The organism is Nesterenkonia suensis (assembly GCF_054782935.1).
This window is the reverse complement of sequence record NZ_BAAGRN010000005.1, coordinates 50,574-70,735: the sequence shown is the minus strand read 5'-3', so window position 1 is coordinate 70,735 and position 20,162 is coordinate 50,574. Positions and strand designations below refer to the sequence as shown.

The 20,162-nt window shown below is 70.0% G+C and carries 13 protein-coding genes; 3 read left to right on the top strand and 10 right to left on the bottom strand.

What is annotated here, in order from left to right; translation table 11 throughout:
* Positions 1-72: 72 nt before the first annotated feature.
* On the bottom strand, positions 73-1,284 hold the full coding sequence (locus ACYVKI_RS06795) for a hypothetical protein (protein ID WP_460689589.1): 1,212 nt from the start codon (positions 1,282-1,284) through the stop codon (positions 73-75).
* Between the two features lie 108 nt (positions 1,285-1,392).
* Here ACYVKI_RS06795 and ACYVKI_RS06790 point away from each other — a divergent pair, with 108 nt between their 5' ends.
* Positions 1,393-2,337: an alpha/beta hydrolase fold domain-containing protein gene (locus ACYVKI_RS06790; protein ID WP_460689588.1), complete on the top strand. Its 945-nt coding sequence runs from the start codon at positions 1,393-1,395 to the stop codon at positions 2,335-2,337.
* A gap of 33 nt (positions 2,338-2,370) precedes the next feature.
* Here ACYVKI_RS06790 and ACYVKI_RS06785 read toward each other — a convergent pair whose 3' ends face one another.
* Positions 2,371-3,999: a hypothetical protein gene (locus ACYVKI_RS06785; RefSeq protein ID WP_460689587.1), complete on the bottom strand. Its 1,629-nt coding sequence runs from the start codon at positions 3,997-3,999 to the stop codon at positions 2,371-2,373.
* A 155-nt stretch (positions 4,000-4,154) separates the two neighbouring features.
* Here ACYVKI_RS06785 and ACYVKI_RS06780 point away from each other — a divergent pair, with 155 nt between their 5' ends.
* Complete coding sequence (locus ACYVKI_RS06780) at positions 4,155-4,619, top strand: DUF3817 domain-containing protein (protein WP_460689586.1); 465 nt, start codon at positions 4,155-4,157, stop codon at positions 4,617-4,619.
* Positions 4,620-4,772: 153 nt separating this feature from the next.
* Here ACYVKI_RS06780 and ACYVKI_RS06775 read toward each other — a convergent pair whose 3' ends face one another.
* From ACYVKI_RS06775 to ACYVKI_RS06765, 3 genes are all read right to left on the bottom strand, one after another.
* Positions 4,773-7,286 carry an ATP-dependent Clp protease ATP-binding subunit gene (locus ACYVKI_RS06775; RefSeq protein WP_460689585.1) on the bottom strand — a complete coding sequence of 838 codons (2,514 nt, stop codon included), beginning with the start codon at positions 7,284-7,286 and terminating at the stop codon, positions 4,773-4,775.
* A 179-nt stretch (positions 7,287-7,465) separates the two neighbouring features.
* A complete protein-coding gene (locus ACYVKI_RS06770) occupies positions 7,466-8,602 on the bottom strand; it encodes a Gfo/Idh/MocA family protein (protein WP_460689584.1) in 1,137 nt (378 codons plus the stop codon).
* A 184-nt stretch (positions 8,603-8,786) separates the two neighbouring features.
* Complete coding sequence (locus ACYVKI_RS06765; RefSeq protein ID WP_460689583.1) at positions 8,787-10,334, bottom strand: GntR family transcriptional regulator; 1,548 nt, start codon at positions 10,332-10,334, stop codon at positions 8,787-8,789.
* 234 nt (positions 10,335-10,568) lie between these two features.
* Between ACYVKI_RS06765 and ACYVKI_RS06760 the strand changes: the two genes are divergently transcribed.
* Entirely contained in the window at positions 10,569-14,177 is a 3,609-nt protein-coding gene (locus tag ACYVKI_RS06760) for a proline dehydrogenase family protein (protein WP_460689582.1), read from the top strand.
* Positions 14,178-14,384: 207 nt separating this feature from the next.
* Here the strand turns inward: ACYVKI_RS06760 and ACYVKI_RS06755 are convergent, their stop codons facing one another.
* The 5 genes from ACYVKI_RS06755 to panC form a co-directional block, all read right to left on the bottom strand.
* Positions 14,385-14,687, bottom strand: coding sequence for a histone-like nucleoid-structuring protein Lsr2 (locus ACYVKI_RS06755; protein WP_460689739.1), 303 nt, complete (start codon positions 14,685-14,687; stop codon positions 14,385-14,387).
* A 352-nt stretch (positions 14,688-15,039) separates the two neighbouring features.
* Positions 15,040-15,264, bottom strand: a complete 225-nt coding sequence (locus ACYVKI_RS06750; RefSeq protein WP_460689581.1) for a hypothetical protein — start codon at positions 15,262-15,264, stop codon at positions 15,040-15,042.
* Between the two features lie 65 nt (positions 15,265-15,329).
* Positions 15,330-16,946 (bottom strand): lysine--tRNA ligase, encoded by a 1,617-nt coding sequence (gene lysS / locus ACYVKI_RS06745; RefSeq protein ID WP_460689580.1) that lies wholly within the window; start codon positions 16,944-16,946, stop codon positions 15,330-15,332.
* A gap of 79 nt (positions 16,947-17,025) precedes the next feature.
* Entirely contained in the window at positions 17,026-19,059 is a 2,034-nt protein-coding gene (locus ACYVKI_RS06740) for a M13 family metallopeptidase (RefSeq protein ID WP_460689579.1), read from the bottom strand.
* Positions 19,060-19,156: 97 nt separating this feature from the next.
* A complete protein-coding gene (gene panC / locus ACYVKI_RS06735; RefSeq protein ID WP_460689578.1) occupies positions 19,157-20,137 on the bottom strand; it encodes a pantoate--beta-alanine ligase in 981 nt (326 codons plus the stop codon).
* Positions 20,138-20,162 lie beyond the last annotated feature (25 nt).

Genomic DNA, 20,162 nt, shown 5'->3' with positions numbered 1-20,162 from the left:
CGCCGGAGCGTCGTCGCCGGCTGCGAAGAACCGGCCCCGTCTGGCCGCGACGCCCATGCCCGCCGCAGCTGCTCAGCGCACCAGATGTGCCCCGTAGGCCGGGTCGGTGCGGATCTGTTCCAGCGTGCCCGCCAGCTTCCGGAGGTCACGCTCCTGAAGCGTCTCCTCGCGGCCGATGAACACCCACAGGGTCAGGCCCGCGACGGCGGCCCCGGCCAGGCAGACGCCCGCCAGCAGCCAGTCCTCCCGCTCGCCGGCCCAGAAGAGCCCCAGCACTCCCACGATCACAGCCACGGCACTGAGGCACTTCCGCAGCAGGCGTGGCCCCGTCCTCCAGGCGCCCACCAGAGAGGGAGACGTGGCCGGGCTGTGCCGCACGACCTCCAGCGGACGCAGCATCGGATCATAGGCGGCCGCCCGATCCGCCCGCTCCTGTTCAGCGTCCGGGTCCTGCAGATCTCCGGGTGCGGCGACCGCCCGCTGCCACCAGTTCGTATGGAGCACCGCTGTCGCGCGACCCCCCGGGGTGTCCGCGGCGAGCTCCCGGATGGAGACCGCGCGCATCGCGCGGATCCTGCGGTCGTGGACCGCGCCGAGCACCGGCAGCGCGACGCACAGGACCAGCAGCATCGCCAGGAACACCACGAGCAGCGGCTGCAGGAGCTGCTCCGCCTCCAGATACGCGGCCAGATAGGCGACACCGAGTGCAGCCACGGCCAGCACGCCGCTGATCACCGTGGAGCCTCGGGCTCTGCGCTCGAGGCGGCGCTGCGGCTGGGCGGCGTCGTCGATCTGCTCCCCGATCCGACGCAGCTGGGCCAGACGCCACTCCTCCTGGCGCGGGTGGGTCAGGTCCACAGCCATGCCGTAATCCTCCGGGTCCTCGTCCTGGTGCGCGACGACGGCGGGGTTGTCTCCGCTGGCGTCGGCCTGCGCCAGGATCTCCGCATAGGCTCGCAGCTGCTGGGCGTCCATGCCCTCCGACCCGGGCCCTGCGAGGTCCAGGTCCACCGGACCCAGGGTGGTGATGAGCGTGTGGCGCAACGTCACATCGGCTGTCCGGGTCACATCGGCCGTCCGTGGCGCGGCGGGAGCGTCGTCATCCGGCCGCTGCCCGAAGACGCCGAGGAGCCCGGCGGGGTCCCCCTGCATGGTCAGCGGGGACTCGTGAGAATCTCCCCCGATGATCCGGTGGACCGGAATCTCGCGACCCTCCACCAGCAGAGCTCCCCCGCCCGCGGCGCCGTCGACCTGCGAAAGATGCTGAGGAGTGTGCTGAGTCATGACCAGGACACTGTACCGACGAGCCCTGACAGCATCACCCGACGTTCCGCTGGCTTCGTCCTGGGGCGGAGCCGCCCCGGGGCGAGGCACACGCTAGCATCGGTGACCATGACAGATGCTTCGGCGACCGGCACCCGAACCCGGCAACAGCACCGACCCATGAGCCTCGCCGCACGGCTCATGCCGCTGGTGATGCGCGCCCGGCGGGCCGACAGGCACTACCGCACCCGCGAGCATGTGCTCCGACACCTGGAGGACCTGACTCAGCATCCCCAGTCCGTGGACCCGCCCCGCCGACCTCGGAAGGACATCAGGATCTCCGCGTGGAAGGGCGAGGGCTGGCTGATCCACAGGATCGCTCCGGAGGGTGCCCCTCCTCGCGGCACCGTGCTGTACCTGCACGGCGGCGGCTGGGTCCATGAGGCGGCTCCGGCCCATTGGCGGTGGGTTCAGCGCCTGGCCGCAGACGCCCAGGTGCAGGTGCTCATGCCTGCCTACCCCCTGGTGCAGGACGGCGGCACGGCGGCCACGGTGGTGCCGCGCGTCGCGGAGCTCGCCGCAGACGCGGAACGGCCTCTGGTGCTCATGGGTGACTCTGCGGGGGGATCCATCGCCCTGTCCGCCGCCCTGATGCTGGCGCAGCAGGAGCGGCCGGCGTCACTGACCGCGCTGATCTCTCCGGCCCTGGACCTGCGGTTCGGCAACCCGGAGATCGACGCCCGCCAACCGGAGGACCCGTGGCTGGTCAAGAAGGGCCAGCTCGAACTCTCGGAGCGGTGGATCGGCGAGCACGGGGCGGACCCTGTCCTCAACCCCTTCCTCGGTGACCTGACAGGCATCGGTCCGCTGCTGGTTTTCAGCGGCACCCGAGACATCCTCAACCCCGACACCCGACTGTTCGTCCGACGCGCGACGGACGACGGGGCCGAGGTCGAGTACCACGAGCAGCCCGGCCACCTGCACGTCTACCCGTTGCTGCCGACCCCTGAAGGCCGGCGGGCCCGGCAGAGGATGGTCGACGCCGTCCGCGAGGCGGTGTCCGTCGGCGGCTGATGGCCCCACCCTCGACGACGGCGGCGCCCCTGGTCAGCGCAGCGGGTGAGCCCCGTAGGCCGGGTCGGTGCGCATGCGCTCGAGGAGGTCGAGCAGGTGCCGGATCTCCGCCCGAGATCCATGGGGTCCATGACGGTTCAGACGTCCATGCCACCAGATGCTGACCGAGGCGAGCACCCCGGCGATCAGCAGGAATCCCCACCACCCCGAGGCGAACAGGAGCAGGAGCACCCCCACGGCCAGCAGCTCCCCGCTGATCGCGAGGCGGCGCAGCAGGCGGCGAGGATGATCGGTCCAGGAGTCGATGACCACCTCCGCCAGTGCTCCGGAGGCCACCAGCGCCTCACGGGCTCCGAGTCCGAGGTGGGCGTCGATCGGCGTCGGTCCGTGGTTCCGCTGCTCGGGTGCGGGCTCCGGCCCGGCCGGGACGCGTCGCTTCGACGGGCTACCGATCACGCGCCACCACCACTGGGAGTAGAGACCCGCCGTCGCCTGCCCGGTGTCAGTTCCAGGGGCGAGCAGGCGCGAAGCTGTCCGTCGCTGCACCCGGATCTGCTGGTCCCACAGAGCTCCATGCCCCAGGATCAGCAGCCATCCGAGCCCTATCGCCAGACCCGCAGACTGTGACACTGCGCCAGCCACGTCAGTGGTAGCCGCCGTGGCGTAGAACAGCACCGCGGACGCGCCCACGAGCAGCAGCGCGGCGGCCCCACCACAGACGCGGCGCCATCGTCTCCAGGTCGACGCAGCAGCGCGGGTCTGGTGCCCGACGGCGTCACGCTCCCGACGGCGTCCTTCCGCGCCGTCTGCCCGTCCACGGAGCTTGCGCTGACGCGCGGCCCGCAGCTTCCAGGCCTGGTGTTCGTCCTCCGTCATGTGCTCGACCAGCGTGGCGTGTCCCAGATCCTGGTGCGTCACGGGCCCGCCGTCGTGCCCCGCTCGGCGCAGGGAGTCGACCTGGCGCCGCAGTTCCGCCAGCTGCCAGGCTCCTGCCTGGGGATGGTCGCTGTCGGCGTCGAGGCCGTAGCGATCCGGCTCACGAGACTGCATCCCGGCCACGACCCAGTTGCGGGGGCTGAAGTCCAGGGCCTCCAGCAGCCGGGCATACAGCACCAGCGACTCCTGGGACGCGCCTGCGCGTCTGCCGCCCAGCACGATCCGGAACGGCTCCCCAGAATCCATCCTCAGCTCGTGCATCAGCGTGAACCGGCGCGGCACCTCTCCTCCCGCTTCAGCAGCGGCTTCCTCAGCACCGGTGGCGGTGTCGAGGGCGAGGCCCACGGTCCGGACCTCGGATCCGACCTCGGTCCGTGGCCTGGTCACCGTCGCGGCCCCGACGAACGCCGCGAAGGGCACTCGGCGCCTCCTCCCGATGGTGAGCTCCTCAGCGGGGAAGTCGATCTCGAGGTGCGGGGCCCGTGGTTCCATGAAGACCCTCAGGGGACCCCAGACGATGACCGCGACGAACAGTCCGACGCCCAGGCCCCATCCCCACGCACCCCCACCCGGGCCGACCACGGCGAGGCCGACCGCCAGGCCGAGCACCGACGCCGTCAGGTGGGGGACCCAGCGGTGCTGATCGCCGTGGTGCTGCAGGAGAAGAGGAGGCTCGTCCGAGTCGGCTGCGGCCTGTGCGGCAGGGTGCTGGTGGTTCTCCATCACTGGAGCACCCTATGACATCCGCTGGCACCGTCCCGACACCCTGACCGTCGTTCCCAGGTGGACCCCGTACCATGCTGGCGGGCGATCGCGACCCGGCACCGGGGCCGCCGACGTCGCCCCTCACACACCGTTCACCCCAGACCCCCAGGAGAAGCGTGTTCCGCTCCCCCAAGATCTTCTTCCGTGTGCTGGCGATCGCCGAGGCGATCTCCTGGACCCTGCTGATCGGCGGGATGATCCTGCGTGCCACCCACGGGCTCGACGTCGCTGTGACCATCGGCGGCGGCATCCACGGCTTCGTGTTCCTCGCCTATGCGGCCACCGCGGTGATCGTGGCGAAGAATCAGCGCTGGAGCGCCGGTCCGGCCACCACCGCGATCATCAGCGCGATCGTCCCCTACGCCACTGTGCCGGTGGACATCTGGCTCAAGCGCAGCGGCCGGCTCGACGGCGCGTGGCGCACCCGCCCCGGAGAGGATCCGCGCGACCACCGCTGGCATGACCGGCTGCTGCGGGTCCTGCTGAACCGGCCGGCACTGGTCGGCGGGGCGCTGGCGGTCGGCGTCGTCGTCGTGTTCGTGGGACTGCTGGCGGTGGGCCCGCCCGTGCCGAAGGGCTGACTCCCGGCGTCGGCGCCCCGGCCGGGCACGCCGCAGCGAGTTCGGCACATCCGACGCACAGACGAGAGCGGGGGCCGGGTTCCTGGAAAGGAACCCGGCCCCCGCTCTCGTTCAGCAGGACCGGATCAGCACCACCGGCTCAGACCGGCCGGCTCAGCTCTCGATCGCCGCCGGCTCCTCAGTGCCTTCGATCTGGGGCGCCGGCGCCTTCCAGTCGAAGGTGAGCTCGCGATCCTCCCCTTCGCCCTTCAGGCCGATGCTGATCTCGGCGCCGTGCGGGATCTCCCCGTAGAGGATCTGCTCGGAGAGCTGGTCCTCGACCATCGACTGGATCGCCCGGCGCAGCGGACGGGCACCCATCGAGGGGTCGTATCCCTTGTCCGCGAGGAACTCGCGGGCCGGCTGGGAGACCTCGAGGGTCATCGCCTGCTCGGCCAGACGCTCCCGCAGGCGGTCGACGAACAGGTCCACGATCTTGACGATCTCGGACTGCTGCAGCTGCGGGAAGACGATGGTGTCGTCCACACGGTTGAGGAACTCCGGGCGGAAGTGCTGGCGCAGCTCCTGGCTGACTTTCCCCTTCATCCGCTCGTAGTTCGTGGTGGTGTCCGTGGTCGACTGGAAGCCGGTCATCACGCTCTTGGAGATCTCGCTGGTGCCGAGGTTGGTGGTCATGATGATCACCGTGTTCTTGAAGTCCACCACGCGGCCCTGTGAGTCGCTGAGCCGACCGTCCTCGAGGATCTGCAGCAGAGAGTTGAACAGGTCCGCGTGGGCCTTCTCCACCTCGTCGAACAGGACCACGGAGAACGGACGACGCCGGACCTTCTCGGTCAGCTGACCGCCCTCCTCGTAGCCCACGTAGCCGGGGGGCGCACCGAAGAGCCGGGAGACGGTGTGCTTCTCGGAGTACTCCGACATGTCCAAGGTGATGAGCGCGTCTTCGTCGCCGAAGAGGAACTCGGCCAGCGTCTTGGCCAGCTCGGTCTTGCCGACGCCGGTGGGGCCGGCGAAGATGAACGAGCCCGACGGCCGGTTCGGGTCCTTCAGCCCGGCGCGGGTGCGGCGGATCGCCCGGGACAGGGACTTCACAGCCTCGTCCTGGCCGATGACCCGCTTGTGCAGCTCCTCCTCCATCCGCTTGAGGCGGTCGGACTCCTGCTCGGTGAGCTTGAACACCGGGATGCCGGTGGAGAAGGCCAGGACCTCGGCGATCAGATCGGCATCGACTTCGGCGATCTCGTCCATGGAGCCGGACTTCCAGGCGTCCTCCTTCTTCTGACGCTCCTCGACGAGCTTCTGCTCCGTGTCCCGCAGGGAGGCCGCACCTTCGAAGTCCTGGGCGTCGATGGCGGCCTCCTTCTCCCGCCGGACGTCTTCGATCTTGGCGTCGAACTCCTTGAGCTCCGGCGGCGCGGTCATCTTCTGGATGCGCAGTCGGGCACCGGCCTCGTCGATCAGGTCGATCGCCTTGTCCGGCAGGAACCGGTCGTTGATGTACCGGTGGCCCAGGGAAGCGGCCGCCTCGAGGGCCTCCTCGGTGATGGAGACCTTGTGGTGGGCCTCGTAGCGGTCACGCAGCCCGCGCAGGATCTGCACGGTGGTCTCCACCGAGGGCTCGTCCACCTGGATCGGCTGGAAGCGGCGCTCCAGTGCGGCGTCCTTCTCGATGTGCTTGCGGTACTCGTCCAGAGTGGTCGCACCGATGGTCTGCAGCTCGCCACGGGCCAGCAGCGGCTTGAGAATGTTGGCGGCGTCGATGGCCCCTTCAGCGGCACCGGCGCCCACGAGGGTGTGGATCTCGTCGATGAACAGGATGATGTCACCGCGGGTGCGGATCTCCTTGAGCACCTTCTTCAGGCGCTCCTCGAAGTCACCGCGGTAGCGGGAGCCGGCCACCAGGGACCCGAGGTCCAGCGTGTAGAGCTGCTTGTCCCGCAGGATCTCCGGGACGTCGTTGTTCACGATCGCCTGGGCCAGACCCTCGACGACGGCGGTCTTGCCGACGCCGGGCTCACCGATGAGCACCGGGTTGTTCTTGGTGCGGCGGGAGAGCACCTGCATCACACGCTGCCGCTCGTAGTCCCGGCCGACCACCGGGTCCAGTGCGGCCTCACGGGCCGCGGCGGTGAGGTTGCGGCCGAACTGGTCCAGCACCACGGAGCCCGAGGGCTGACCTTCGGTCGCCCCCTGCCCGACGCCGGCGCCCGCCTTCTCCTGGCCGCCGCCCTGGTAGCCGGACAGCAGCTGGATGACCTGCTGGCGCACCTTGTTCAGGTCAGCGTTGAGCTCCACGAGGACCTGGGCGGCGACGCCCTCGCCCTCGCGGATCAGGCCGAGCAGGATGTGCTCGGTGCCGATGTAGTTGTGGCCCAGCTGCAGGGCCTCACGCAGCGAGAGCTCCAGGACCTTCTTGGCGCGCGGCGTGAAGGGGATGTGGCCGCTGGGCGCGTTCTGGCCCGGGCCGATCTTCTCCTGGACCTTCTCGCGGACTCCGCCCAGCGAGATGTCCAGAGACTCCAGGGCCTTGGCGGCGACGCCCTCACCCTCGTGGATGAGGCCGAGCAGGATGTGCTCGGTGCCGATGTAGTTGTGGTTGAGCATGCGGGCCTCTTCTTGGGCCAGCACAACCACTCGCCGTGCGCGGTCGGTGAATCTCTCGAACATGGCCAATGACACTCCTCGCGTTGATGCTCACCTTCGATGCTACGGGGGTGCGACCGCTTTGGGGCGCCTGTTCGCCACCGGGGAAAGTTCGGTCCGGGTCGGACCCTTCCCTCGCGGATCGTCTCTCTGTGAGAGATCGTCCCCGAATCCAGGGACGATCTCTCACAGAGAGACGATCTTCAGCGGGGTGCCAGTGCCTCCCGCACCGAGGGCCAGGCCGCCATCCAGGCGCGGACGTCGGCGCGGGCCTCTTCGGCGAGCGCCTGACGCCAGGCGTTGTCGAGCACCTCGTCGATCCGCACGCGCCCGCCGCGGGAGGCAGACTCGACGGCGGCCTCCACCATGGCCAGGCTCATGATGTTCTGGTGGACCTCGCCCATCGGGGCGGAGTCGCCCGGGCCGGCCTCCAGGGCGTCCAGGAACTCCACCAGCGCCCCGGCGATGCCCTCCCTCGGCGCGACGGCGGCCTCGCCGGCGACCGTCTCGTCAGCGGCGCCTGCCACCGCGGGCGCCTTCTCCGGTGCCTCCGGTGCCTCCGCCCTGGGCTCGTGGTCGCCGTCCCAGATCGCCGTCCCGTGCTCGGCCGAAAGCCGCCACGACCCGTTCCAGGAGGTCTCCTGCCCCGGGCTGCACCAGCTCCCGGTGTAGACGAATCGCACGCCGCCGGACATCTGGAAGATCGCGGTGGCCGCGGCGTCGCCGTCGTACCAGGACCAGGACGGGTTGAACTCCTCGCAGTACACGGACACCGGATCAGCGTCGAGCAGGAACCGTGCGGTGTCGAACGGGTGGATAGCCATGTCCAGCAGCAGCGGATGGGACATCTGCTCTCGGAAGCCGCCGAAACGCGGGGCCTTGAAGAACTCCGTCACCAGCGCGCCCGGCGCACCCAGGCCGCGGGCCTGTGCACGGAGGGCGACAAGCTGCTGGTTGTACCGGCGTGACTGGCTGACCATGAGCAGCTGTCCGGTGAGTGCGGAGGCGGCGGCCAGGGACAGGGCCCGCGGAAGGACATCCGCCACCGGCTTCTCGCTGAGCACTGGCAGCCCGGCGAACAGCGCCGCGATGGACACCGGGTGATGCGCCCGCGGGATCGTCACGTTCACCACCGCCTCGGCGCCCGTCTTCGCGGCGAGCGCGACCGCGTCGTCGCCCACCGACACCTCATCGCAGCCAGCCGCACCTAGGGCGGCGCGGGCGGCCTCGAGGTCGAGGTCGACGACGCCGACCAGCTCGGCCCGGGGCTCGTCCCGAATGGTCTGCAGCCAGGCCCGGCCCATTCCGCCGGCGCCGACGAGGATCAGCGGGGTGCTCATGCGCGAGCCTCCCCCGACGGCGTCCCGGAGATCGTCTGAGCCGACACCCGGCCGGGCGGGTGAGCCGACACCCGGCCGGGCGGGGTGACGCCGAGGGAGGGGGCGGTGTGGTCAGCGGGTGTCATGGGTCCATCCTTCACGGTCCGCCCGGGCGGCACCAGGTCCAGGGCAGGACATGCCACCCTCACCCCCGGCTCAGCCGGGTCCACAGGTCGGCGTCGAAGGCCTCCGGCGCCAGGGCCGACATGTGGCGCACCGCGTTGTCCAGCTTCCCTCGCCAGATCCGCACGGCCTCTTCCGCCCGGCCGGCCAGCAGCTCAGCCATGAGACGGCGATCGTCATGGACGATCCTGTCGACTGCGGGGGTGTAGTCCAGCTGCAGCACCGAGATGAACATCCGAACCCGCAGTGTGAGCGCGTGGAAGCTGCGCGCCGACTGGTCCAGTCCCGCCGCATCGGCCAGCTCCTGCTGGAACTGCAGGTCCGCCTGGTCGACGTCGGCGCCGTCGCCCTCCCGCACGGCCGCCTCCACCGCCCCCAACGCCAGCCGGGCCGGCAGCAGCCGGTGACGGGGTTGCATCGCACAGCCGCGCAGCAGGACCATCCCCACATGCAGGCGCGCCGCGTAGAGGTCGATGACATCAGCCCCGGTCACCTGCGGGACGCTGAACCCGCCCGACCCGGAAGCCAGCAGCCCGTCGTCGGCCAGCCGGCGCATGGCAGTGCGTACCGTTCCAGCCCCGAGCCCCAGACGGGAGGCCAGAGGGGCCGCCGTGATCCGGTCTCCCGGCCGGTACCCGGCATTCATGATCTCCTTGCGCAGGGCGATCGCGATCTGCTCGGTCACCGAGAGCTGCGCATGCGGCAACCAGCGACTCGCCCGTCCGGGGGCAGGATATTCCGGAACCGCCAGGGATTCTGAGTCAAAATCTGGACGTCTTTCGCTGGGCCTGCCTCGACGCCAGTCCACCCCGTGCAGCCCGCGGCCGGCCCGGGCACTGAGCTGCCGGAGCAGATCACCGGGCACTGCGTCATCACCGGGCGGACTGCGGTCCAGCAGTCCGGCCACCTGGCGGGCGAAGTCCTCCCAGTCACCCCGGCCCGGCCGCCAGATCACCCGCACCCTGCCGGCACCCTCCGGGTCACCCCGCCCCGCACCGTCACCTGGCACCCCGCGGACCGTGTCCTCCGCCTGCTCGGCCCGCCCCGACGGCACCTCCGACCTCTTCAGCTCGTCCGACTCCGTCAGCTCCGTCAGCTCCGCCGACCCCATCAGTTCGTCCGGGATCGGCCAGTCCCGTGCACCGGAGACCTGCAGCGCGGCCATCAACGCCGCCGCCCGCCGGCTGAACGCCGTGGGCCGAGGTGCCACACTGCGCTCCCTCTCCCCGGCGATCGGCCCGAACTCCACCCGGATCACCGGGAAGCTGACCTGCACCCTCTCCAGCTGCATCCTCTCCAGCTGCAGCGGCCCCCGAGGCGGCTCCGCCGCACCACCGGCCGCAGCGCCGGCGGCCTCTGCCGCACCCGGCCGCGCAGCCACTGCCCCACCGCCCTGCCGAATCCGCCGGAAGGACCTCGACACCACGGCCTGACTCAGGCCGGTCAGCTCCGCCACGCGTCGTGTCGAGAACTCCGGAGTGCTGACCCGTGGACCGGCAGTGGCCAGCACGCTGGCCACGATCTCATCGGCGGTCTCCTGGATGCGGGGCCGCCCGCGGGATGATGTCATGGATCTATTCTGACTCATTCTCGCCGAGGAGGGGTCGATCACCCTTCCCCCACGCCTGTGCCCGGTCGCACACTGGCAGAGAAGAGACCCGAGCACCTGCCGGAGGGCATCGGTCGCATGCCACGCAGGCGGCCGCCCCTCGCGCCGGGCGCCGTGGCGGACACCCCGCACCGCCCCGCACCACCGCCCGGCCGGCGGCGCTCCAGACCCACCCCACGACCCGAGCGAGGCACTATGACGGCAGACCTGCAGGACACCCCCACCCCGCCCGCCGACGGCTTCCAGCCGCTCCCCGAGGCGCCCTCGGAGCTCACCGCCATCGCGGACGCCGCCGTGGACAAGGTCACCCGGTGGCTGGAGTCCACCCAGACCTCCGGCGCCAAACCCCACGCCTCCGCGGAGCGGCTCTCCGCCGTGCTCTCCCACCCCCGTGGGCTCGACTTCACCGTCGGCTTCGTCGACCGCGTCATCCGCACCGAGGACACCAAGGCCGCCGCAGAGGCGCTGGCCGAGCTCGGCGAGATCGCCCCGGACACCCTCGGATCGCTGGACCGGGCCCAGATCAAGGCCGGCTCTGCGCTGGGCCGGATGCTGCCGAACGTCGTCGTCCCCGCCGCCCGCGCCCGCATGCGCTCCATGGTCGGCCACATGGTCGTCGACGCCCGGGACAAGCAGTTCGGCAAGGCGGTGCACACCATCACCAAGGACGGGCACCGGCTGAACATCAACCTCCTCGGCGAGGCTGTCCTCGGCGAGGCCGAGGCGGACAAGCACCTGGAGGACACGCTGCGGCTGCTCCGCCGTGACGACGTCGACTACGTCTCCATCAAGGTCTCCTCCATCGCCTCCCAGCTGTCCATGTGGGGCTTCGACGAGACGGTCGACTACGTCGTCGAGCGGCTGGTCCCCATGTACCAGGAGGCCGCCAAGGCCCCCGCAGGTTCGAAGTTCATCAACCTGGACATGGAGGAGTACCGCGACCTGCACCTGACCATCGCCGTGTTCAAGCGGCTCCTCTCCCTGCCCGAGGTGAAGGACCTGGAGGCCGGCATCGTGCTGCAGGCCTACCTGCCCGACGCGTTGGCCGCCATGCAGGACCTGGCCGGCTTCGCGGCAGAGCGTGTCGCCGACGGCGGCGCGGGGATCAAGGTGCGCCTGGTCAAGGGGGCGAACCTCGCCCTGGAGACCGTGCACGCCGAGATCGCCGGATGGCCGAGTGTGGTCTGCGAGTCCAAGCAGGCCTCGGACGCCAACTACAAACTGGTGCTGCACTGGCTGCTCACCCGGGAGAACATGGCCGGGGTACGTCTCGGGGTGGCCGGACACAACCTGTTCGACATCGCCTTCGCCCATCTGCTCGGCGTCGAGCGCGGCGTCAGCGAGCGCCTGGAGTTCGAGATGCTCCAGGGCATGGCCGCCGAGCAGGCCGAGGCGGTCAGCGCCGATGTCGGCCAGCTGCTGCTGTACGTGCCGGCGGTGCGTCCGGCCGAGTTCGACGTCGCCATCTCCTATCTCGTCCGTCGCCTGGAGGAGAACGCCTCCTCCGAGAACTTCATGTCCGGGATCTTCGACCTGGCGCCCGGCAGCGAGATCTTCCACCGCGAGGAGGACCGCTTCCGCGCCTCGCTGGGCACCCTGGGAGAGATCCTCGAGACGCACGGCCACCTGCCGCCGTCTCCGCAGCACACTCAGGATCGCCGCGAGGAGGACCGGAACCTGGCTGAGGCCGCGGCCGAGGCCGACGACTACGCGACTGGGATCCCGGAGTTCGTCAACGAACCGGACACCGACCCGGCCCTGCCGGCCAACCAGGCCTGGGCCCGGGAGGCCATGGAACGCGCCGCCCAGCCGGGCTGGCTGGACGCCCAGCCGGTGCCTGAGCAGATCTCCGCCGACGACGTCGACACGCTGGTCTCCACCGCCCGTGATGCGGCCGCCGACTGGGCCGCCCGCCCGGCGGCGGAGCGTGCCGCCATCCTCTACCGCACCGCTGACATCCTCGCGGCCCGCCGCGGTCACCTGGTCTCGATCGCTGCCGCCGAGGTCGGCAAGGCTGTGGCCCAGTCCGACCCCGAGGTCTCCGAGGCGATCGACTTCGCCCGCTACTACGCCCACCGGGCACTGGAGCTGGAGGAGGTCGAGCACGCCGAGTTCACCCCGGACCGGCTGGTGCTGGTGACCCCGCCGTGGAACTTCCCGCTGGCGATCCCCGCCGGCTCCACCTTCGCCGCGCTGGCCGCCGGCGCCGCAGTGATCCACAAGCCCTCGAAGCCGACCCCGCACTGCTCGATGGCGATCCTGGAGGCCCTGTGGGAGGCCGGAGTGCCGCACGAGGTGCTCCACGGGGTCTACCCGGACGAGCGCGACGCCGGCCAGAAGCTGGTCAGCCACCCGGAGGTCGACCGGATCATCCTCACCGGCGCTTCGGAGACTGCCGCGATGTTCCGGTCCTGGCGTCCGGAGATGCAGATCAACGCCGAGACCTCCGGGAAGAACGCCCTGGTGATCACCCCCTCGGCCGACCGTGACCTGGCCGTGGAGGACCTGGTGACCTCCGCCTTCGGCCACGCCGGGCAGAAGTGCTCGGCCGCCTCGCTGGGCATCCTGGTCGGCAGCGTCTATGACTCTGAGCGGTTCCGCCGTCAGCTGGTCGACGCCGCCGCCTCCCTGGTGGTGGACTGGCCCACCAACCTCTCGGCCACTGTGGGTCCGCTCACCGAGCTGCCGAGCGAGAAGCTGCAGCGGGCACTGACCACGCTGGAGGAGGGTGAGTCCTGGCTGGTGGAGCCGAAGCCGCTGGATGACACCGGCAAGCTGTGGCGCCCCGGCATCAAGGAGGGTGTGAAGCCCGGCTCGTTCTTCCACATGACCGAGGTCTTCGGACCGGTGCTGGGCCTGATGAAGGCCAAGGACCTGGATGAGGCCATCGAGCTGCAGAATGCCGTCGACTTCGGCCTGACCGGAGGCATCCACTCGCTGGAGCCCAAGGAGGTCCGCACCTGGCTCGAGCGGGTCGAGGCGGGCAACGCCTACGTCAACCGCGGCATCACCGGCGCGATCGTGCAGCGTCAGTCCTTCGGCGGTTGGAAGCAGTCCTCAGTGGGGCTGGGCTCCAAGGCCGGCGGCCCCAATTATGTGATGCTCTTCGGCCGGTGGGCCGACGCTGCGGCCCCCGGCGCCTCAGGTGCCGCCGTGGAGACTCCGAAGGCCGTCAACGGTGCGGTGGCCTCAGTGCTGGGTGCCATGGAGGACAAGGGGCTGCTCTCCGATGACGAGCTGGGCTGGCTGCGCACCGCCGTCGCCGATGACGCCCGCTGGTGGGACCGAGAGTTCGGCGTCGGGGTGGACAGGACCGGGCTGACGGCCGAGGCCAACATCTTCCGGTATCTGCCCGAGGCGGCGCTGCTGCGGGTCGGTTCCGATGCGGAGGCTCGTGAGGTGGCGCGCGCCCTGGCCGCCGCCGCGGCCGCCGGTTCCGCGGTGTCGGTCTCCTATGACCCGAAGGTCCCCAAGGACGTGAAGAAGACGGTGAAGACGCTGGCCTCCGAGCTGGAGCTGCGCACCCACCGGGAGGACGTCGACGCCTTCGCCGCCGCCCTGGCCGCGGGCTCCCATGACACCGGAGTCGGAGTGCGGGTCCGGGTGCTGGGCTCCCTGGATCGGGCGGTGCAGGAAGCCCTGGCTCCGCGGCCCGAGGTCGCGCTGCTCGACGATGCGGTCACCGCCTCGGGGCGCGTGGAGCTGCGGCACTGGGTCAAGGAGCAGGCGGTGTCGATGACGCTGCACCGCTTCGGCAACCCGAGCTCGGCCTTCCACCAGCTGGCCGAGGAGCTCACGAGCTGAGAAGCTCACGGGCTGAGGCCCTGCGTCGAGTGGCCGCGGCTGACGGCATCTGACTGGTGACACGCCATGCGTGGGGCCCAGATGCCAGGATTCGTGGCCACTCGATGACGTGACCGGTGCAGGGCACGACGACGGCGGCCCGCCGACCATCCCGAGGTTCCCGGGGGTCGGCGGCCCCCCGTCGTCGTACGTCGCTGAGGGCTCGGCTCAGCGCTTCTTCGCGTTGCGGTAGGCCTCGACGATGTCGCGGTGCAGGCGCCCGCGGCTCGAGACCTGGTAGCCGTTCTTCACCGCCCACTCACGGATCTTGCGCGCCTCGTTCTGGGGGGACGGCGGGGCGACCGCCCGACCCTTGCGGATGTACTTCTTCAGCAGCTCACGCAGTTCTTTGGCGTGCTCATCGCTCAGGTCGATCTCGTAGAACCGAGAATCCAGACCGAAAGTCACAGTCTCTTTTGCTTCGCTACCATCCAGATCATCCACCAGGACGACTTCCACCTTCTGGGCCATATGCACCTCACTGCGCTGCTCATCGTCGAACACGAGAACCTGTACTGCGCTCTCACGTACCGACTGCTCTGATTCTCGGCAATTTCCCCGACGTCACACTTCGCCTGAAGCCGGTGAAGCAGGTGACCTCAGAGGCACCTCGGAGTGCGTGATGCACTCTCCGCTGAAACTGTCCCACGGGGAACGCTCATGTCCCTTCAAGTGTTTCAAGAAAACACAATTCCCGTCAACTGACCAGCTGTCAGGCTATTCTCAGTAAAGTCCAGAAAAGAATGCATCGTTCAGGGTGCGCCACGCAGACATGACAAGACCCGGCAGCCTCTCGGTACTGCCGGGTCTCGAGTGGATCAGCTCAGGAGCGGGGCGAGGCGGTCGACCCAGGAGAGGCCGCCGATTCGGCACGATCCGCTTTCTGGCGCGGATCGGCGGATTCTGCGAGGAGCTCTCGCCGGACCTCGGCCTCCATCGCGCGCTCCTTGCGGTCAGCCCGGAAGATGGCGCGGATCGCCAGCCAGAAGATCAGCCCGACACCGATGGACGGCGCCAGCACCTCGAAGTAGGTCCAGAAACTCTCCATGTCATTCCCTGCCTATGTTCAGGTTCGATCCACGGATGTGACACAGTCTGTCACCCGGGAATTCATCACTGCTCCACCGAGACACTCTCGGGGGCCTGATCCGGGACGCCATCAGCGGCGCCACCGGCACCACCGGCGGCCGCGGATGCACCGATCTCGGAGGCCTCAGGCTTGAGCAGCGGGAAGAGGATCGTCTCGCGGATCCCCGAACCGGTGAACAGCATCACCAGACGGTCGATCCCCAGCCCGATGCCGCCCATGGGTGGGGCACCATACTCCAGCGCCCGGAGGAAGTCCTCGTCGAACTGCATGGCCTCCTCGTCGCCGCCGGCCGCCTTGCGGGACTGCTCCATCAGCCGCTCGCGCTGGACCACCGGGTCGATCAGCTCGGAGAAGGCAGTCCCACGCTCCATGCCGCCGATGATCAGATCCCAGGCCTCGATGACGCCCGGCTTCTCGCGGTGCTCGCGGGCCAGTGGCTGAGCCGCCGGCGGGTAGTCGCAGACGAAGGTCGGCTGGATCAGGGTCGGTTCGACGATCTCGCCGAACAACTCCATGACCAGCTTCTGGGCGTCCCAGGCGGGGTCGATCTTCACGTCGTGGCGTTCAGCGATCGCCCGCAGCGTCTCAGCGTCAGTCTCCGGGGTGATCTCCTGCCCCACCGCCTCGGAGAGCCCCGGGTACACGCTGACCCACGCCCACTCGCCGTCGAGGTCCACCATTCCCTGCTCGGTCTCGATCTGCCGACCCGCGCCGACGGCGTCGGCCGCGTGGAGGATCATCTCCCGCATCCGCTCGGCCATGGTGTACATGTCCGCCCAGGCCTCATAGGACTCCAGGGTGGTGAACTCCGGAGAGTGGGTGGAGTCCACGCCTTCGTTGCGGAAGACCCGGCCGATCTCGAAGATCCGATCGATGCCGCCGACCACAGCACGCTTCAGATACAGCTCGGTGGCGATCCGCAGGGTCATGTCCTGGTCGAAGGCGTTCAGGTGCGTCTCGAATGGCCGCGCCTGGGCTCCGCCGTGGATGAGGTTCAGCATCGGCGTCTCGACCTCGACGTAGCCGCGCCCGTGCAGGGTCTCCCGGATGGACCGCGTGATGGCCGCCCGCCGGTAGACCATCTCGCGGGCCTCATCCCGCACGATCAGGTCCGCATAGCGCTGGCGCACTCGAGTCTCCTCATTGAGCTCGGCGTGCAGCACCGGCAACGGACGGATCGCCTTGGAGGCGATCTCGAAGGAGGAGACCATCACGGAGAGCTCTCCGCGGCGGGAGGCAATCACCTCACCGGTGACCTGCACGTGGTCGCCCAGGTCCACCAGGGACTTCCACCTCGCCAGCGCGTCCTCGCCGACCTCGGCCAGGGAGATCATCGCCTGCAGCCGGGTGCCGCGCCCCTCGGGGCCGCCTTCCTGCAAGGTGGCGAAGCAGAGCTTGCCGGTGTTGCGGATGAACATCACCCGGCCGGTGACCGAGACCGTCTCCCCGGTGGAGGCACCGGGCTCCAGATCCGGGAACCGGTCACGGACCTCGGCCAGGGAGGCGGTGCGTTCCACCGTCACCGGATACGGCTGGACGCCCTCGGCAAGCAGGCGGGCGCGCTTGTCCGCGCGCACGGCGCGCTGGTCATTGGTGTCGATGTCCTTCGGACCGGATGCGGCGGGGTTCTGTGCACTCACGGTGCCCCATTCTACGCATCGTGCCAGCCGACCGTCTGCCCGGGCGAGAGCCACGCCGCCGCCCGGACAGAGGAGCGGATCACCAGATCGTGACGCGCTGCTCCGGCGGCAGGTACATGCCGTCACCCGCAGAGGTGCCGAAGGCCTCATGGAAGGCGTCCAGGTTCTTCACCACCTGGTTGGCGCGGATCTCCGCCGGGGAGTGCGGGTCGATGCTGATCAGGGTGATCGCCCGCTCGGGCCGGACGATCTGCCGCCAGGCCTGGGCCCAGGAGTAGAAGTACCGCTGATCACCGGTGAGGCCCTCGACCACGTCCTCGGCCTCGGTGATGCCCCTCTGATCCAACCAGATCCGGTACGCCTGGTGGGCGATCCCGAGGCCGCCGAGGTCCCCGATGTTCTCCCCCAGGGTCAGCTCCCCGTTGACGTGGTGCTCCGGGGCCGCCGAGGGCGTCAGGGCGGAGTACTGGTCCACCAGTGCGGACGTGCGCTCCTCGAAGGCGGCGCGGTCCTCTGCGGTCCACCAGTCGGTCAGCGAGCCGTCGGCCCCGTACCGAGAGCCCTGGTCGTCGAAGCCGTGACCGATCTCATGGCCGATGACCGCCCCGATGGCCCCGAAGTTGGTGGCCATGTCCCGCTCCGCGGAGAAGAAGGGGGGCTGCAGGATCGCCGCCGGGAAGCAGATCACGTTCTCCAGCGGGTGGTAGTAGGCGTTGACCGTCTGCGGGGTCATGTGCCACTTCTCCGGATCCGGGCCCTCGTCGATCTCCTGGACGTCCCGGTTCCATTCGGCGACGGCGGCGCTGATGACGTTGGCCACGACGTCACCACGGTCCACGGTGACGTCGCTGTAGTCGATCCAGCGCGCCGGGTATCCGACCATGGGGCGGAAGGCCTCGAGCTTCTCCAGGGCCTTGGCGCGGGTCTCCTCCCCCATCCACTCGAGGGTGGAGATGGAACGTCGGTAGGCCTCGATCAGCGCGTCGATGAGCTCGTCCATCGCGGCCTTGGCCTGCGGCGGGTAGTGGCGCTGCACGTAGATGCGGGCCACATCCTCCCCCAGGCAGGAGTTGGTCAGCGCGACCCCGCGCTTCCACCGCTCCTTGAGCTCCTGGGCGCCGCCGAGCACCTGGGAGTAGAAGGAGAAGTGCTCGTCCACCAGCTCGCGGTGCAGCAGCGGGGCCGCCCAGCGCAGCAGCTGGGCGCGCAGCCAGTGCTTCCAGTGCTGAAGCGGCTGCTCGGTGAGCGCGGCCTGCATGGCGGGCAGCACGTCCGGCTGGGCCAGGACGATCTCTGCCGACTGCGCCTCGGTGAGCTGCCAGCCCGCCAACGCCTCGGTGATCAGCGGCATCTCGGCGATGACCTGCTCCCGCGTGCGCAGGTTGTAGCGCTTCTGCGCGTCGCGGGTGGCGACCCGGTCCCAGTGGTGTGAGGCGATCACGGCCTCCAGGGCGACGACGTCGGCGGCCGCCTGCTCAGCGTCGTCGACTCCGCCCAGCGCTAGGAAGCGGCCCAGGTGCTCCCGGTACTTCTGGAGGGTCTCGGCGAGCTGCTCCTCGCGGTAGTAGGACTCATCGGGCAGCCCGAGGCCGTCCTGGATGATGTGCCACAGGACCCGCTCGGGGTCCCCGGCGTCTCGGCTGGCCCCGGCGGCGAGGAGGCCGTCGATGCCGTACCTCTGCCAGGAGGCGGACAGGCGGAGCAGCTCGGCAGGCGAGGAGACGGCGTCGAGGGCGTCGAGCATGGACTGGATGGGGGCGAGCTTCCGCTCCTCGGCGCGCTCGGCGTCCATGAACGCGGCGTAGAAGTCCCCGATGCGGGTGGCCACGACTTCGTCCCCCAGGTCCTTCGAGCCGGCGGCGGCGTCCTCAAGGATCGCCCGGACGTCGGCTTCGGACTTGTCACGGAGCTCGAGGAAGGAACCATAGGCGTCGAGGTCTGCGGGAATCTCGGCGGTCTTCAGCCATTGACCGTTGACGTGCTTCTGGAGGTCGTCCTGGGGGCGCGTGGCGAGGTCCAGGTAGGGGAAGGTCGGGGTCGCCGTCAGGGCAGTGCTGTCATCGGCGGTGCTATGGATGGTGCTGTGGGTGGTGTCATGGGCCGTGTCGGTCACGTCAGCCGGCTCCTTCGTCTCGGGCGGGAGGGGCGGATCATCAGGGATCGGTCGATCCCTGTATGAAGCAACTGTTTCACATTTGATGCGATCTGTGTCACGCCTGCTCGCTCGGGGGCGACAGCGTCATGGTGTCGATGAGCCGGACCGGGCCCACCCGGGCGGCGACCAGCGCCAGCGCCTCGCGGTCCAGCACGCCGTCGCCCGCATCGCCGTCCGGCGCGGAGAGCTCCAGCGGGCGCAGCGTCGTCGGGTCGACGACCTCCAGATAGTCCGGCTCCACGCCCGCGGCGGCGGCCAGCTCGTGACGCACCGCGGCGACGGCGAGCGGCTCGCCGGCCGCCGCCCGCTCGGCGAGCGTGCGCAGCGCCGCCGAGAGCCGCAGCGCCGCCGGCCGGTCCTCGGCGGACAGCCGCTGATTCCGGCTGGAGAGGGCCAAGCCGTCGTCGTCGCGGACGATGGGGACCGACCGGATGGTGACCTCGAAGTCCAGATCCGTGACCATGCGGCGGAGGATCGCCAGCTGCTCAGCGTCCTTCTCCCCGAACCAGGCGTGGAAGCGCGTGGCGGCGTCGGCGGACAGCGGCGGCGCCACGATGTGGAAGAGCTTGGCCACCACGGTGACCACGCCGTCGAAGTGTCCGGGGCGGGAGGCGCCCTCGAAGCGGCCCCCGAGCTCGCCGGCGGTGACGCGGATCAGCGGCGCGTCCGGGTAGCCGGGATACATCTCCTCGACCTCCGGGGCGAAGACCAGGTCGACCCCATGCTCGCCGAGCAGCGCGACGTCGGCCTGAAGCGTCCGCGGGTAGCGGCGGTAGTCGTCCTCGTCGTCGAACTGCAGCGGATTGACGAAGACGGAGGCGACGACGATGTCGGCGGACTCCCGGGCGGCGTCGAGCAGGGCGGCGTGCCCGTCGTGCAGCGCGCCCATCGTGGGCACCAGCGCGACGGTCGGGGCGGCGGAGCCGGAGTCTGCGCCGGAGCCGGAGCCGGAGACCGACGCCTCCCGGACGGAGACGGCCTCGGCGAGCGCGGCGCGGAAGCCGGCGACGGTGGTCAGAACTTCTGGAGTGCTCACGCGTCGATCCTATGACCTGCGCGCC